Origin of the sequence: Phascolarctobacterium faecium DSM 14760, from assembly GCF_003269275.1 — a bacterium.
Lineage (GTDB): Bacteria > Bacillota > Negativicutes > Acidaminococcales > Acidaminococcaceae > Phascolarctobacterium > Phascolarctobacterium faecium.
On sequence record NZ_QLTS01000001.1, the window covers coordinates 246,927 to 263,954 of the forward strand.

Sequence of the window (17,028 nt, forward strand, 5' to 3'; positions counted from 1 at the left end):
TTAATTATACAACTTTTCCATATAGAATAGCAAGAAAATTGCAGGCTGAAGCAGCGCTTTCACAGTCTTTTCAACGGTTATGCCATGCAACATAAAAAGACCCCTGCTGCAGAAAAACAACAAGGGTCTAATAATATAACGTTTACTCTATTTTTTTGCTTCGTCTATTGCCGCCATATTAGCTGCGTCACGTTCTTTTACGCGATCCAGGCCGGTCTTTTCACCAGCGGCGCCAGTATTCATTTTCCCTAAGGCGTCCTTCAGCGAATAAACGGTAAATTCAGCCGTCATATCCAGATTTCCCGAAGCATCATTTTCTTTAACGGTATTAACACTGGCTTTGTTCAATTTTGCAAACCTCGTACCGTTTTCTACCTTCTGCAAAAACTCGACCATTTTATAATAGTTGCCGCTGATAGAAATATTGAGCGGTACTTCGTAAGCTCCATTTACCTGTTTTAAATTGCCACTCGGAGGCTTAACACTTTTGAACTGAATTCCGCATTCCTTTGAAAGGTTAGAATATTCCTGTACTAATTCAGGCACAGTTACTATATCAGGCAACAGCTTCTTAGCTTCAGCAAGGTAGCCTTCCTGCTTCGCTGCAAAAGCATTATAATCCTTATTCTGTTCAGCAAATGTCTGATAACTGGCTAAACGCTGCTGCGCCTGTGTCAATTCCTGCTCATTTTTCTGAATGTCTTCACGCAGCGGCTGCAGGATATACAGAACTACAAAAACAAGCAGCAGTACCGAACCTAACAATAACAACGAATATTTACTGTTTTCTGACATATTGCTGTCAGGCATTTCTAATTTCACTTCTTCACCCCACTTCTCTGAATTTCCAAAGTAAAATCAATAACGCCAGCAGTACTGCTGTTATTATTGTTGCTTTCATCGGCAGAAATCAGCTGCACATTGGCAATATCAGGCCGTGCCTGTAAAAGACTGATGAATTTAACAATATCGTCCATTTTCATGGCTTTACCGGCAATGCTCATCTGATCTGGCTTATTGCCCTGTTTAACACTTGTCAGCCAGCAGCCGTAAGGTGTAACATTGCCCAGTTCAGCAAGGGAACGGCTCCAGACGATGCGGTCTTTAGAAAGATTGCGTACGATAGTATTGCGTTTATTTACTTCCGCATTCTGCTGCTGAGCTTTATCAAAACGTTCCTGCCAGACTTTCATTGAAACTATACCTTCATTCACATCGCTGAGCTTACTTTCAGTATACTTGAACATTGCCAAATGGTAACCCCACAGTAAAATGCTCAGTCCTAAAAATACATAAGCTATAATACGATAAAGTTTCCATGTAGGAAACTCACTTTTGCGCCTGTACTCAGGTAAAAGATTGATTCTAATCATCTGCTTCCCCTCCGTACAAAGCAGCGCCTATTGCAACAGTCAGCGCTCCCAGATATTTTTTCAGTTCTCTCTGATCAAGTTTATCTACAAAAGTAACTGCTTGACGCAAATCGTTAACGACAACCTTCATTTCCATACCTTCGCTCAAAAATTCGGACAATCCGGCCATATTTGCACCGCCGCCTGCCAAAACCAGATGCGTAAATCTTGCATCCTTTTTATTGATCAAATAATATTCACAGGTTCTGCGTACTTCACGTCCCAGATTTTCAACCTCGTTGAAAAATTCTGCAAATTTAGTTTTATCTGTTTCCAGGCTGCTCAAAAGCAACTCATCTTCCAGTTTGATCTTTTCAGCAGCCGTCAGGTCAACGCCAGCACCGTTAGCAATAGCGGCATTAAACATCTGCCCTCCCTGGGGAATACTGCGCTGCGCAACAGGAGCACCGTTCTGAAAAATAGTCAGCATCGAATATGAACGCCCTATATCAAGCAAAACGAAGTTTTCCAACTGCCTGGGCAAGGTTCTATAAGCAGACAAAACTTCGATATCAATACCAATAGTATGCCAGGCCAGCGCATCACTGATTTCCAGCAGTGAATCAATAACATCCTTAGGTGAAGCAACCAAAAGCACAGGCTGCAGACCTTCATTAGTATATGCACCAAATTTAGCCGAATCCACATAATAAGTATCAGCTTCATAAGGAACATACTGACTGGAATCCCAAGCTACAGACTGTTTCATTTCTTCGTCAGGCATTTCCGGCATATCGATCTCACGTACAAAAGCATTACGACCGCCTACAGTAAAAACCGCATGCCTGGCATTAAAATCATATTTTGCCACCAAGCCTTTAATAAAGCTTATCATCGCATCACTGTTACGGACAAATCCATTATTGATAAGCTCCAGTGGCAGCTCTGCTACAGCAAAACAACTAACTACAGGCTTACTGCCTGTTTCTATCTGCACCATTTTTATACTTCCGGTGCCGATATCGACGCCAACTATTTTTGACGGCTTTGTGTGAAACATTCTTTTTACGATGGCTTGCACATTCACTTGCGCAGACCTCCTTGATTCGTATAAATAAAATCAGTTTTAATACTATATTTTATAAATTATATCATAAATTCATAAACTCATACAAACAAATTCCAGTAAAAATAAATTAAATATGGAGAAAACAAAAGCGCAATATAAGCTCCGATACATAAAAACGGTCCAAACGGAATCGGATCTTTACGCTGCTTGATACCGGAAGCCAGCAGCAGCACCCCGATTATCCCCCCAAAAACAAAAGCCAGCATCAGACAGACGATACTCGCCTTAAACCCAAGCCAAACGCCTAAAACAAAACTGAGCTTAACATCGCCAGCACCCATTCCACCGCGACTCAGCAAAAATATCAGCAGCATCAGCCCACCGGCAAATAAAGCCCCATATAAAGAATCCCACATGTCCGGTAAAGCATAATAGGCATAAATGATACCTGTCGGCAGCATCAGCATCAAAATTTCATCCAGCAGAATTTGATGATCCAGATCAATAAAAGCCTGCACGATCAGGCAAGCTACAAAAAAGAAAACCAGTATTATTTTTAAGCCAGGCAAATAATACAAGCCGCACAAAGCAAATAAAATACCTGTCAAAAGTTCTACCAGCATATAACGGGCGCTATACGCAGCATTACAGTAGCGGCACCTGCCGCGCAGCAAAAAATAACTTAGAACAGGTATCATATCCAGAGCCCCTAACCTGTGTCCGCAGCTGCCGCAGGCTGACGGAGGGCTGATAACAGATTTCCCAAGCGGCAGTCTGTAAATACAGACATTCAAAAAACTGCCGATAACTATGCCGATGACAAAATATAAACCAAATAACAAATACACAAAACCACGCTCCAACATAAAATATCCTGTAAATTATAGTACTTTCAGTTAATTTCAGCATAAAAAGAACTGTCAAAATATATTACATAAAAGACAAAAACAGACACTACTGCAAGTTTATGCTTATACATCAATAAACTACAACGATTCATCACAATGTAAATATTTTTGATAATAATCACGTTTAGCGTCATACATCGCCTTATCGGCAATAGCAATAAGCTTTTCGACAGAAATCTCCTCGTCTGTCCAGACTGCTCCAAGAGAGAAGTTTATTTCTGCATTCTGCTCCGCAAAAGCACGTAAAGTTTGTTCTCTGCGCATAAATTCTTCACGCATCATTCCAGTACAGATTACAACAAATTCATCGCCGCCGATGCGAAACACCTTCTCCGCAAAAGTTTTTTTCAGTAAACCACTGATCCTAACAATCATTTGATCACCATAAGCATGACCTCTACTGTCATTGGCTTTCTTCAATCCATTTATATCAATAAAAATAACACCGAGAGTACTGTAACTGTTATCTTTCAGCTCATCTAAATATTTAATATAACTGGTCCTGTTGCAAACACCGGTCAATGAATCCCTATAACTAAGTACCTGCAGCTTTTCAATCAGCAGTCTTTTCTGCAAATCATTGACGATAAAAGAAGTTATCTGCTCCAGTAAACCATAGTGCAAATATTCTACCGAAGGATTATCCACACCTATAAAACCAATAAGCAAGCCATTATTGAACAATGGTGCTGCTACCAGCGAATCAATATTCTGCGGCCCTAAAATTTTATATTCTTCAGAATCGTGGTCCAATTCTTTTTTTAAAGAATAAATAATACGGGATTTATGATTGCTGAACCTTTCAATCCACATGTCAAAATAACTGAAAGGCACCTTCTGTAATGAATCCAGCTGCTGCACAATTTCCTTTTTACACCATTCATAAGTATTAGAAACCGTATTATCAGCTTCGCATCTTTCAAAAATATACGCCCTGTCGCCGTCATATGTTTCGCCGACTATTTTAAGCAATTCATTGATAGCTTTATTGACATCGTTTTCATGATTTAAAGTATCGATACATTTGATCAGCGTTTTTTCCATATTCAATTTATTTTTAATTTCACGTTTTTCTAAAACCTGATCTGTAATATCAGTGCCAACTTCTACACGAAATTTTCTGTCGCCCAGTATCAGCAGCTTATCGTGCAAAACAAAATACCGCTGCATATCCTCGCGAAAAATCTCCCAGTCATAATATTTATTTTCTGAAAGTATGCTGTTAGTGCAAAATTCGCAGGGACATTCCTTATCCTGCAAAGCTTGATAACACGGTTTCCCAAATACTTCAGCCTTATTTTTACCAATGACCTGCAAAAGCTTTTTATTCGCAAAAATCACCTCATTAGTCTCCATATCAGTCACATAAACCAGGCCGTCATGACTATCAATGATTTTGCAACAAAGTTCTTTATAATCCATCGAGAACATCTCCCGCATTCAGCTATATTAACTAATATTTATTATATCATACAAATAAAATATTACTTATTAATTTTCAAAACATACCTGATACAAAAATATATAAAGATTTTCGATATCTATAGGCTTTGCCAAATGCTCATTCATACCTGCGGCAAAAGATTTATGCACATCATCGCTGAATGCATAAAATGAACACATTCCTTGAATTCAGGAATGTGTTCAACAATAGTACACTATTATTTAATTAGTACCGTAAATTTGCTCTCTCGTATAGTAACCGCTTTCGATTAAAACTTTATCGATATTTTCTTTTGTTACCATTTCACCTGTAATCAAATAAACCTGGATTTTCTCGCCTTTATCATTAGTTATTTCTGAATTAGCAGTTACTTTTTCACCTTTCGCCAGGGCATAAGCCTGATCAACTGCAGCTGAAGCCATATTTTTTAAGTCCATATACACTGTTGCATCCTGCGTTCCTGCAACAAGTCTTTTGACCGCTGCCAGTTCAGCATCCATACCGACGATGATCACATGATTTTTCAATCCCAACTCCTGCACAGCAGCTGCTGCACCGCCGGCCAACCCATCGTTAGGGCATAAAACAGCGTCTAATTTCATATCATTAGCGATAACAGCCTTTTTTACCATTTCCTTAGCCGTCTCAGCAGACCAGCCGGGAACATAATCATTTAAGATAACATTGACCCCGGCGCCAAGCATTGGCTCAATGTATTTATTAGCACCATCATATAAAAAGTGAGTATTAAAATCGCCTTTATCACCCTTTAAAACAATAAAGTTCCCCTTATAAACACGCTCCGATAAATGCTTACCCAGATTCTGCCCTATTTTATAGGTGTCATAACCAATAAACAATTCCGTCTTGGGATTTAAAATAGCCCGACCGTAAGAAATAACCTTAACATTTTTCTTTTTAGCATAATCTACGATATCATCAACCTGACGTAAATCTCTGGGAATCATAATCAGGACGTCAATACCGCTGTCAATCAGCTCAAAACAATCTTCCCGCCAGCTCTTCGGTGTATCGTTAGTGTTAAAACGAATCATGAAATCTGCACCAAGCTCCTTAGCCCGTTCTTCCATAAACTGTTTTTCTTTCACCCATCTGGTAGCGCCGCCAACTCCAAAAGAGACACCCAGCTTCGGTTTATGCGGCTCACTGCCACATCCCACAGCGAGTATCAGGATTATCACAGCACTTATAAGGCATACGATTTTTCTCAGCATAACTTTCCCTCCCTGAAAAGTTCGGCAAATTTACTTTCTTCCATCGGTCTGGCAAAATAGTATCCCTGTGCTATATTACAGCCGCATTCGCGCATCAGGCTAACATTCTCTCCCGTTTCCACACCTTCTACTACCAGACTGATATTCAGCTTACGTGCCATTTCTACGACTGAAACGAAAATGATGTTACGTTTTTCATTGTCTGCAGCTTCTTCTAAAAATGCTCTGTCTATTTTCAAAGTATCGATAGCCAGATCTTTCAACATATTCAAAGAAGAATAACCGGAACCGAAATCATCCATTGCCACAGCGACGCCATATTCACGAACTTTCTCTGTAAAATCATAAATAATACTGAAATTATCAAAAATAGCGCTTTCCGTTAGCTCCAATTCAATCAAATGCGCTGGTACCTGATATTTTTCCATTTTCTGTAAAAGTGTCGGTAAAAATTTTTCATTTGAAAAATGCAAACGTGAGAAATTTACAGAAATCGGCACACATTCAACACCGGCATCCAATGAACTTCGCAAGAAAGCTAATACTTTTTCAAAAACAATCATATCCAAATCTGTAACTAAACCTGTTTTTTCGCTTAAGGGTATAAAATCGCCCGGCGCAATCAGTTTATTATCTCTGGTCCGCCAACGGATCAATGCTTCTGCACCAACCAGCTTCCCACTGTTGATGTCAACTTTAGGCTGGTAGAAAGCTACAAACTCATCATTTTTAATTGCAAGTTTTAAATCCCGTTTCAGTTCTTCATTATGAGCAGTCATATCATCAAATTTCTTGGAATAATAGACCACGTGCTGATTCAGCACACCTTTAATCGTCTGCGCCGCAACGCTGGCCTTGTCGACCATAAGATTAATATTTTCATCGTAGTCTTTGATAACATAAACGCCAGCCGAAAAATGCAGTATCAGATTTTCTTCTGTAATATTTCTGATCGCTGAAAATAACGCTTCGATTCTTTCTTCATCTGCATCCAGTAAGAAACATACAAAACGGTCACCGGAAATACGTGCCGCAGTTTCGCCTGGCTGCATCCAGACGCTGACTGAACTGTATATTTGCCGCAAAATCTTATCGTCGCAGGCAAACCCGTAAAAATTGTTGATATATTTAAAGTTATCTACATCAAAACTCAGGATATAAAATTGCTTGTTTATTTTGTTGCTTAACGTCTCCTGTACATCAACAAGAAATTTATTATAGGTATTGCCCCCTGTCACATTATCTACAAAAGCAATTTTTTCCAAAACCCGTTTCTGTCGACGCTTGTTCCAGGCAAAATAACAGATACTTACCAAAAAGATAAGTACAAGCGAAACCATAACCATGTAAAAAATCTTCATAACTATATTTCCGTTTTCGGCAATGACATCAGTAGGAACGCTCGTTACCAGATACCAGTCATGTACCTGTTCAATAGGAGTATAAGCAGAGAAGGTTTTTTCACCATTGACCGCATTTTCCATAAAACCGCTTTTATTGGCTTTAATGTCATCTTTCATTTTACGAACAGCTTCAACGTTTCCGTATTCGTAAACATCACGAAAATAATTATCCGATTTTAAAGCACAATTAATGTGTTTGGTATGCAGGATAATATAACCTTCACTATTGATAACATACATATACCCTTTAGACGAAAATAACGAAGCCGCAAACAGCTCATTCATCTGTTTATCCGTATAGATTTTCTGAATCGTACCGATGATATTATTATCGTAATACAACGGCACGCTGCCGACAAAAATATATTCGCCGTTGATTCTTGAAATAGTACGTTCAGAAATATTAGAAATACCATCAATAGCTAATTTAAAATATCGGCGTCCTGAAATATCTATATGCGTGTCGCCATCTACATAGGCAAGCCCATTTTTATTCGCTAAGAATAAACTATCATCAATGCTGTTTTTAGAATAATCCTCTAAAAATTTATTGATATCCGCTTCTTTGGTGATATTCTTATTTTTCAGTCCGTCAGATATTTTATTACTGATAATATCCAGACGATTAAGATCTAAAAGCAGTTTACTGGTAATAACGTTCTTATTTTGCGAAACTATTTCTTCAAGGTTATTTCTGGAATCACTGTCAAGTAAATTTTGAACATATCCCAACAAAAAAACAATAACACCAAATAAAATGATGTTAAATACAAAAACAGATATCAAAAAAGGTTTTTGTAAAATTTTATCAAAATTCATGACAGATCCCATCCGGCTTCGTTAGAAGTATAAAAAAATTAAATATCACTTTTTTCACTATGGCATTACATTGAACAATTACTTATCAATAAATTTCAATATCTTTATTTCTTTTTATTTAGCAACTAAATATTATTTTCATAAATATATTTTTAAGTTTTATTTTAAATATTTTATCACTTTATTTATCTTTTATCAACTTAAAATAATAACCCCGTTCCCTTTTTGGGAACGGGGTTATTATAAAAATAGTTTGATTTATAAATTTGATTTATAAAATAGAAGCTTCATTTACTTCTTCAATATCATTTTTTTCAGCATAGCCTGTCAGGACCAAAGTCAAAGCACCGTCACCAGTTACATTGCAGGCAGTACCAAAGCTGTCCTGCAGTGCAAAAATCGTCAACATCAAAGCCGTACCAGTAGCATCAAAACCCAGTACACTGATGATAAGGCCTAAAGAAGCCATAACTGTACCACCTGGAACACCGGGGGCACCAATAGCAAAAATACCCAGCAACAGACAGAATAAAATCATCGTACCTAATTCCGGCAAAGCACCATATAAAATCTGCGAAACAGTCATAACAAAAAATACTTCAGTCAAAACACTGCCACATAAATGAATACTGGCAAACAGTGGAATGCCAAAATTTACCAAGTCTTTGCGCAGCACTTTTGATTTACGTGCACATTCCAACGCCACTGCTAAAGTAGCCGCCGATGACATTGTACCTACGGCAGTAATATAAGCCGGCCAGTAATGCTTCAGCACTTCCATTGGATTAGCGCCGGCATAAAGACCTGCCAAACCGTACAACAATGCCAGCCAGATATAATGTCCCACCATTACTATCAGCACTACAATCAGGAACACAGGCAGCTGTTTGGTAATCGTACCTTCGTACGACAATGCGCAAAAAGTGCAGGCGATAAAAATCGGCAGCAGAGGAATAACAATATTAGTAACGATAGCCAGAACAATTTTTTGAAATTCTTCCAAAAATTTAGTAATCACAGCAGCCTTAGTCCAGGCAGCTGCCACACCAATCAAAACAGAAAAGACCAAGGCGCTCATTACACTCATGATCGGGTCGATCTTTAGATCAAACAACAGCTTTGGCAGTTCTTTTAAACCATCTACAGAAGAAACAATATTCATATGGGGAATAATACCATACCCTGAAAACATTGCAAAAAATGCTGCTCCAACCGAAGAAACATAAGCTAAAGTAATAGCAACACGCAGCATTGTCGACGCATGCTGGCCCAAACGCGTGATAGACGGGGCAATGAACCCGATAATAATCAGCGGTACACAGAAAATAATCAATGAACCAAGTAAATTTTTGATGGTTAATATAACCTGCATCAAAGCTTCATTGGCATATAAGCCTACCAGAATACCTGCAATAACACCCAGTAAAAGTCGGGCAGGCAAACTTCCCAGTATGTTTTTCATTAGCGTCACTCTTTTCTTGGATAAAATATTTTACTATATACTAAAATAGCATATACTAATCAATTCCTCAACTGTTTTTCACTTTTTCTCTCAAAATATTATTATTTTCTTAAATAAAAGTACTGAAAATAGTATTTTAGACTTTTTTACTACCGTGGAGCCCACATCATCAGACCCACACCACTGCCATACAAAATAACCGCCGCCGATTTCAGCCAGACCTGCCAAAATAAAAATCATAATCGAACTAAACATAAAATTTTCCTTTCCAAATACGCAATCCATCTAATATTATAGCCATAAAATAAAAAATTAAAAGTCTGGCTAACTAAAATCCAGACTTTTATCATTTTCACATTTAATATAAATTATTTTTGCTAATATAAAAATCTAAATCTGCCAGCCGCTGTTTAGAATCAGTTCCAATTTTCTGACCAATCAAGATTGCTAACGACTCTGCAACACATAATGGAACTACATAAGAATTTGTAAAACCAACTCCGTCTATTTTTACCGTTAACAAATAATCAGCATATGGCACTAATGGTGACGTTACTCTGTCTGTAATGAGAATGATTTTACTACCACGCTTTTTAGCCAGCTCTAAAATAGAATAATTAATCTCAGAGTAGCGCGGGAACGAAAACATCACCAAACAATCTTCTTCATTAAGATCAATCAATTTTTCTATAACACTGCTTTCTGCCATATTGCACAAAATCAAATGCGGCACAAAAAACACTGCTTTACGTGTAAAATAATCAGCACAACAAGATGTTCCTCTAAAACCAATAATATATTTATTCCGACTTTTTATAATACACTCAGCGATACTATTCACTAATTTGTCATCTAAATTAAGCATCGTCGAAGATAAATTATCAATAGCCTTATAAAAAACATCGTTTACTACGTTATCACTATTTATTTTATCTTTGGTATTAGTAAATTTCTGGCTTGGCGATAAATTCAAATTATAATGTTCAAGCATCCGTTCTTTCATAGTATTTTTAAAATCAGCAAACCCAGCAAATCCAAGTAATCTAATAAACCTAATAATAGAAGTATCACTTACACCTAACTTTAAAGATATATCAGTCACTGTACTAAGACCAATGTTATTAATATTATCAAGAATATAATCTGCTATAACTTTTTCTGTTTTAGTTAAATTCATAGACTGGATCTTACTAATCAAATTATCCATAACAACATTCCTTTAAATATTAAGTATTATGTTAATATTATACACCATAAAATAAAAAGAAGCAGGGATAAATTTCCCTGCTTCTTTTTATTTTATTCAAGTTCTCTTACAAAAGACTGTATTCTATCCATTGCTTCCTTTAAATTCTCCATAGAATTAGAATAAGACAATCTTACTTTGCCCTTAATATTAAATGCTTCCCCTGGAACCAATGCCACCAGAACAGCTTCTAATAGAATATTAGCAAAATCAACGGCATCTTTTATTTCACGGCCACGATATTTTTTGCCAAAATAACAACTGAAATCCGGCAATAGATAAAAAGCTCCTCTAGGTTTCGCACAGCTTACCCCCGGCATTTCGGCCAAACGCTGCAATAAATAAATTCTTCGTTTATCGAACTCTGCAACCATTACTTCCAAATCATGCTGCGGTCCACTCAAAGCAGCAACAGCAGCCTTCTGAGATATAGCACTGGTAGCTGAAGTTGTTTGACTTTGAATTTTCTTTATTGCATCTATAATAGTTTTATTGGCAGCTACATATCCAATACGCCAGCCAGTCATTGCATAAGCCTTAGAAAAGCCATTTACAGTTAAAGTCCTGTTCCAAACATCTTTAGAAATAGAAGCTATTGAAAAGTGCTTTGCATCGTCATAAATAAGCTTTTCATAAATTTCATCTGTAATAATATAAAAATCATATTTACAAGCTAAATCAGCTAATTTACGCAAAGTACCTTCGCTATAAACAGCTCCAGTTGGATTATTAGGAGTACAAATAACAATAGCTTTTGTCTTCGTAGTTACAGCCTTCTCTAAAGCCTCAATATCCAAATCAAAAGTTTCTGCTTCTACATCTACAAAAACTGGTTTCGCTCCTGCAAACTTAATCATCTCAGTATAACTAACCCAGCAAGGAACTGGCAAAAGCACTTCATCTCCAGGATCTACTAAAGCCATGATCGAATTAAAAATTGCCTGCTTAGCTCCTACAGTCGCGCAAATTTCATCTGTGGTATATTCTAAATTATTATCTTCATGTAATTTTTTAGAAATCAAACGGCGTAATTCTATAATACCGTTACCAGCAGTATACTTACTGAAGTTATCAACTATTGCCTTGATAGCTCCGCATTTAATATAATCAGGAGTCCCAAAATCAGGTTCACCCACATTTAAAGAAATAATATCTTTTCCCTCTGCTCTCAACTCAGCTACTTTCGCAATCAATGCAGAAGTTGGCGAACCTGAAAAAGTATTCATTCTTTCTGCTAACATTATAATTCCTCCTATCCTAAACTAAAGTTTTATTAAAATCTTCACCAGTCCAAATATTTTCATTTTTGGCAACCAGCATCGTTCCTAAAACATCACCCGATACATTTACTGTAGTATGTGACATATCAATAAGTCTGTACATTCCAGCAATAGGCCCCATTAAATCCATTGGCAAACCTAAAAGATTTAAAAAAATCGCACCTGTTACAATACCACCACCGGGGATACCTGGTGCCGCGATAGACATAATAGTCGAAATAATAATAACCATTAAAATCTGATCAATAGTGAGCTGCAAACCATAGATCTCAGCTACAAAAAACGCCAGTATCGTTTTATATAAAGCGGCTCCAGTCAAATTTATCGTGGCTCCCAAAGGTATAGAAAATGAAGCAATAGACATCGGTACCTTTAACCTTTCTGTAGTAACATTTAGAGTTATAGGTATCGTACCTGCGCTGGAATTAGTAGCAATAGTATTTACCCAGATCGGTATCATTGATTTACACATTTCCAGATAATTTACTTTAGTATATAACCAGACGATACCACTAAAGAAAAACCAAATCAAAAGACAGCCAACCCAATCTGTAAAAACAAACTTAGCCAGAACCCCAAAAAGCTTAGGTCCAAATACAGCCGTAGTATTCGCCATCAGTGCTAATACACCAATAGGAGAATATAACATAACTATATCCAGCATTTTATAAATAATACTTGCACATTGATCAAAAATTTTAGTAACCCCAGCTACCTTCTCACCTAAAGACACCAGTGCCACACCTACAAGAACAGTAAAAAAAATCATTTGCATAATCTGATTTTTAGCCATACTGTCAACAATATTAACTGGTACCATATCAAACAAAAAATTTACAAATGATGGGGTTTTCACTTTTGAAGTATCAAATGCCTGCATATTATCAAGTGTAAATCCCACACCTGGATGAGTCATATTAACCATAACAATACCAACAATACAAGCACTAACTGTCATAAGGAAATAGACAATGACTACTTTACTGCCAATTCTTTTCAACCGCTGCACATCACCAATAGCAGCAATGCCGCTTGTAACGCTAAAAAAGATAACCGGAACAATTAACATTTTAATCATATTCATAAATAAATCTCCGGCAGGTTTTACCCAAATAGAAAAATCATGGAAAAACAGTCCGGCTATAATACCTATGATAAAACAAACGCCTACTCTATGCGGCAAATATTTTTTATTTAACAAAAACGTACTCATACTATCCCCTCGTTTCCCAAACAACTTGCTTTATTAATAGTAATCGTCAATTATTTCAATCTTTTTTGTCTCGATAGCTTTAACTACCCACTCACGCTTAGCAGTTCCATTCCCAGCGGCAACCACTTTAGCTTCATCAGTTTCTTGCAGTTTTTGCGCTGCTGCAAGTACCGCAGAAGCATCCTTCAATGGAATAATTATTACACCATCATCATCCATAACAACTATATCTCCTGGGTTTACGCTAATACCACCACAAGAAATTGGTACATTTATTTCTCCCGGTCCTTCTTTATAAGGACCACCTGGTGTAGAACCTGTCGCATAAATAGGTAATGGTATTTCCTTTGCGGATTTTACATCCCTTATCGGGCCATCTAATACTAAACCATTAAGTTTTTTATAAGCAGCATATGTAAACATAATCTCTCCCATCAACGACCTGTTATCTACACCGCCCTCATTAGAAACAACAATCACATCACCTTCTCTAGCCATATCCAAAGCTGCGTGTATAAGAAGGTTATCTCCCCCACGAGATTTGACAGTAAGGGCAATTCCTGCCCATACCGTTCCATGCGGACTGGAAAACAACTTAATTCTTGGATGCATAGCACAAGAACGTCCCATCGTATCAGCAATATTAGCTGTAGGTATCTTGGCAAACGCTTTAACTAATTCCAATCCACTGTTGTCCTTTTTTAAATAAATTCTTCCGCCAACTGTCATTTGCTACACCTCACTTGATATTATATTAGTCACTTTCTTGTTTATTTAACAACATTTTAACTTCAAAAAGAATATTATTCAACATATTTCTGTAAACATTTAATAATATTTTATTTTTCTACCTAAAAAGTAAAATTTGTAACAAATTTCTAGCCATTTCATTTATTATTTCTATTATGTATTCAAACTTTAATTATTTCTATAAATTCAGTGTTCTCAAATCAACTATAAATATTACAGATGCAATTATCGAAAAGCCTTTCATTATAACAAAAACAAAAAACCATTTCTGAAAATATCAGAAATGGTTTTAATTCATCTTATTTTGTTGGTGATCTGGGAGGGATTCGAACCCCCGACCCACGGCTTAGAAGGCCGTTGCTCTATCCTACTGAGCTACCAGACCAAAAATTGGAGCGGGCGATGGGAATCGAACCCACAACATCAGCTTGGAAGGCTGAGGTTTTACCACTAAACTACACCCGCAATTTACTAAGCAATGCTCTATGTATTTGGTCGGAGCGGCAGGATTCGAACCTGCGACCCCCTGCTCCCAAGGCAGGTGCTCTACCAAGCTGAGCCACGCCCCGAATACAAAGGATATTATATAGATTTTTGATCCTAAAGTCAAGTCTTTTCGTATTTTACCTGACAGATTCTTCAAATAAAGTTTTCTGCAATCAAAAAGGCAGTCATAAAAACTGCCTTTTTGGGTCTAACCATTTACTAAAACTTAAGCTTCTTCAGCCACTTCTTCAGCAATAGAGTCCTTTTCTTTTTGTTTTGCCAGATGTGCGGTATAACGTTTTGTTTCGGCTACGATAACTCCAGTAAGGCCCAGAAGCGCGATCAAATTAGGAATAGCCATCAAACCGTTAACTATATCTGCTAAAACCCAGATTGCTTCCAGTTTCAAGAATGCACCGCAGGCAATCAGGCAAATAAAAATAATACGGTACGGCAAAATTGCTTTAACACCCAGCAAATATTCGATGCAGCGTTCACCATAGTAATTCCAGCCTAAGATCGTAGTAAAGGCAAACAGTACCAGGCCAACCATCAATAGATATTTGCCCCACACCGGGAAGCCCATCGTAAAGGCAGCCTGAGTCAAAGCTGCACCATTCAAATCACCAGTCCAGACATTAGTAACAACCAGCGTCAACCCAGTCAGTGTACAAATAATGATCGTATCAATAAAAGTACCGGTCATAGAAATCAGCCCCTGTTCGGCGGGCCATTTTGTTTTAGCAGCAGCAGCAACGATCGGGGCACTGCCAAGACCGGATTCGTTAGAGAAAACACCACGGGCAATACCATTACGCATTGCTATCATAACAGTTGCGCCCAAAAAGCCGCCAGCGGCAGCCGTAGGACTAAAAGCATTACTAAGCACTGTGGAAATAGCTGCAGGCACCTGATCTGCAAATATAAGTAAAATACCTACGGTAGTAACAACATATAACAAGGCCATAAAAGGAACGATTTTACCTGCTACGCTGGCGATAGATTTAAGACCGCCAATAGTAACGACAGCAACCAGCACTGTCAGCGCAATCGCAGTATAAATAACAGGAATGCCAACAGACAACTGCGTGATCTCAACTATAGCGTTGACCTGAGCAAAAGTACCGATACCAAAATAAGCACACAACACACCGGACACGGCAAAGAAAACAGCCAGCGGTTTATAAGATTTACCTAAACCGTTTTCAATATAATACATAGGTCCGCCGGCAATATTGCCATTAGCGTCAACTGTACGGTATTTTACCGCCAAAAGACCTTCGGCATATTTGGTAGCCATACCAAAAAATGCCGCCAGCCACATCCAGAACAAGGCACCGGGACCACCTGCTTTGATAGCAGTAGCAACACCGACTATATTACCTGTACCGACAGTAGCTGCCAAAGCTGTACACAATGCTTTAAAACTGTTGACGTCGCCGTCACCATCATTTTTAGCCGAAAAAATCAATTTTAAAGCCATTGGCAGTTTAAGCACCTGCAATAAATTCAAACGCAGGGTCAACCAGATACCGGTACCAACCAATAATACCAATAACGGCGGTCCCCACACAAAACTGTCGATCTCATTCAAAAGCTCCAACATAAAATTCTCCCTCTTCCCCTTATGTGAAATGAAAAACTAAAAGCCCACCGGAATAACGACAACTCCGGTGGGCAAAAAAACGATATAAGTACTCCCCTGCCTAAAAGGCAGCGGAACTACTGCTATTGCTCTGTCCATTGGCCTGAGAGATAAGAACATCAACGATATTCGTGCACCTTCGGCGCCCATTCAAGGGACTCTCCAGAGTTGTGTCCGCATACGGTTCCGCCTGATTTCCAGGCACCTGAGAGTTTAGCTCCTTCGGTAGACGCATCGTCTTCTCCCATATGTTTCATCCACGCATTATTCACTTGTGATGTTAGTTATTATAGCAGATAGTTAAAAAAAAGCAAGTACTTTTGTATTGTATACATGTATTCAATTGACCAAAGTATCGAAATAGCCTGCCTCTATCAGCTTAGCCAAAGCCAGCTCGCCGCCCTGCGGTTTAAAATCAGCTGATAAAACAGGTGCCGCCAGGCCCTCTGCACCAAGCGACATGCCGACAGCACGGGTATTATAGCCTCCGGCGACTGCTTCCACAAAATGGGGCAGACAGAACCCGCCCAAAACGCCCGCGATCAGCAGAACTACGAATACTTTGAGACAACGATCACTCAATTTACCGTATGTCATACTGTATCACCGTCCTTTACTATCTTCATTATACAAAAATATTCACTTCTGTGAACATTTTGAAAACTACAATACTGCTTTCATTATCTACAAAATTATTTTTCTGTGGTTTACTTGTG

General features: G+C 38.0%; 15 protein-coding genes, 3 tRNA genes and 1 riboswitch. All 18 genes read right to left on the reverse strand.

Annotated features, from left to right (window positions below):
- Positions 1-147: 147 nt before the first annotated feature.
- Positions 148-822 (reverse strand): type IV pilus inner membrane component PilO, encoded by a 675-nt coding sequence (locus C8D73_RS01160; protein WP_113077054.1) that lies wholly within the window; start codon positions 820-822, stop codon positions 148-150.
- On the reverse strand, positions 819-1,373 hold the full coding sequence (locus C8D73_RS01165) for a PilN domain-containing protein (RefSeq protein ID WP_021718347.1): 555 nt from the start codon (positions 1,371-1,373) through the stop codon (positions 819-821). Before C8D73_RS01165 ends, C8D73_RS01160 begins: the two co-directional genes overlap by 4 nt.
- The gene (pilM, locus tag C8D73_RS01170; RefSeq protein ID WP_113077055.1) at positions 1,366-2,439 is read right to left on the reverse strand and encodes a type IV pilus assembly protein PilM; all 1,074 of its coding nucleotides are present in this window, start codon (positions 2,437-2,439) and stop codon (positions 1,366-1,368) included. The genes C8D73_RS01165 and pilM overlap by 8 nt, the downstream gene beginning before the upstream one ends.
- A gap of 80 nt (positions 2,440-2,519) precedes the next feature.
- Positions 2,520-3,287, reverse strand: coding sequence for a prepilin peptidase (locus C8D73_RS01175; protein ID WP_113077056.1), 768 nt, complete (start codon positions 3,285-3,287; stop codon positions 2,520-2,522).
- A 120-nt stretch (positions 3,288-3,407) separates the two neighbouring features.
- The gene (locus C8D73_RS01180) at positions 3,408-4,751 is read right to left on the reverse strand and encodes a sensor domain-containing diguanylate cyclase (protein WP_170123146.1); all 1,344 of its coding nucleotides are present in this window, start codon (positions 4,749-4,751) and stop codon (positions 3,408-3,410) included.
- Between the two features lie 243 nt (positions 4,752-4,994).
- Positions 4,995-6,008 (reverse strand): sugar ABC transporter substrate-binding protein, encoded by a 1,014-nt coding sequence (locus C8D73_RS01185; protein ID WP_113077058.1) that lies wholly within the window; start codon positions 6,006-6,008, stop codon positions 4,995-4,997.
- A complete protein-coding gene (locus C8D73_RS01190; RefSeq protein WP_113077059.1) occupies positions 6,002-8,230 on the reverse strand; it encodes a bifunctional diguanylate cyclase/phosphodiesterase in 2,229 nt (742 codons plus the stop codon). Before C8D73_RS01190 ends, C8D73_RS01185 begins: the two co-directional genes overlap by 7 nt.
- A gap of 271 nt (positions 8,231-8,501) precedes the next feature.
- Positions 8,502-9,692, reverse strand: coding sequence for a dicarboxylate/amino acid:cation symporter (locus C8D73_RS01195; protein WP_113077060.1), 1,191 nt, complete (start codon positions 9,690-9,692; stop codon positions 8,502-8,504).
- Between the two features lie 90 nt (positions 9,693-9,782).
- Positions 9,783-9,947, reverse strand: coding sequence for a YnfA family protein (locus C8D73_RS01200; RefSeq protein ID WP_021718341.1), 165 nt, complete (start codon positions 9,945-9,947; stop codon positions 9,783-9,785).
- Between the two features lie 103 nt (positions 9,948-10,050).
- On the reverse strand, positions 10,051-10,899 hold the full coding sequence (locus tag C8D73_RS01205; protein WP_046429980.1) for a MurR/RpiR family transcriptional regulator: 849 nt from the start codon (positions 10,897-10,899) through the stop codon (positions 10,051-10,053).
- Positions 10,900-10,991: 92 nt separating this feature from the next.
- Positions 10,992-12,179: a pyridoxal phosphate-dependent aminotransferase gene (locus tag C8D73_RS01210; RefSeq protein ID WP_113077062.1), complete on the reverse strand. Its 1,188-nt coding sequence runs from the start codon at positions 12,177-12,179 to the stop codon at positions 10,992-10,994.
- A 16-nt stretch (positions 12,180-12,195) separates the two neighbouring features.
- Complete coding sequence (locus tag C8D73_RS01215; RefSeq protein ID WP_113077063.1) at positions 12,196-13,431, reverse strand: dicarboxylate/amino acid:cation symporter; 1,236 nt, start codon at positions 13,429-13,431, stop codon at positions 12,196-12,198.
- 33 nt (positions 13,432-13,464) lie between these two features.
- Positions 13,465-14,160: an RraA family protein gene (locus C8D73_RS01220; protein ID WP_113077064.1), complete on the reverse strand. Its 696-nt coding sequence runs from the start codon at positions 14,158-14,160 to the stop codon at positions 13,465-13,467.
- 329 nt (positions 14,161-14,489) lie between these two features.
- Positions 14,490-14,566 (reverse strand) — tRNA-Arg (locus tag C8D73_RS01225).
- Between the two features lie 6 nt (positions 14,567-14,572).
- Positions 14,573-14,646 (reverse strand) — tRNA-Gly (locus C8D73_RS01230).
- 27 nt (positions 14,647-14,673) lie between these two features.
- Positions 14,674-14,750 (reverse strand) — tRNA-Pro (locus C8D73_RS01235).
- A gap of 143 nt (positions 14,751-14,893) precedes the next feature.
- A complete protein-coding gene (locus C8D73_RS01240) occupies positions 14,894-16,273 on the reverse strand; it encodes an alanine/glycine:cation symporter family protein (RefSeq protein ID WP_113077065.1) in 1,380 nt (459 codons plus the stop codon).
- A 120-nt stretch (positions 16,274-16,393) separates the two neighbouring features.
- A riboswitch (glycine riboswitch) is annotated at positions 16,394-16,488 on the reverse strand.
- A 163-nt stretch (positions 16,489-16,651) separates the two neighbouring features.
- Complete coding sequence (locus C8D73_RS01245) at positions 16,652-16,909, reverse strand: hypothetical protein (protein ID WP_021718334.1); 258 nt, start codon at positions 16,907-16,909, stop codon at positions 16,652-16,654.
- Between the last annotated feature and the right edge of the window lie 119 nt (positions 16,910-17,028).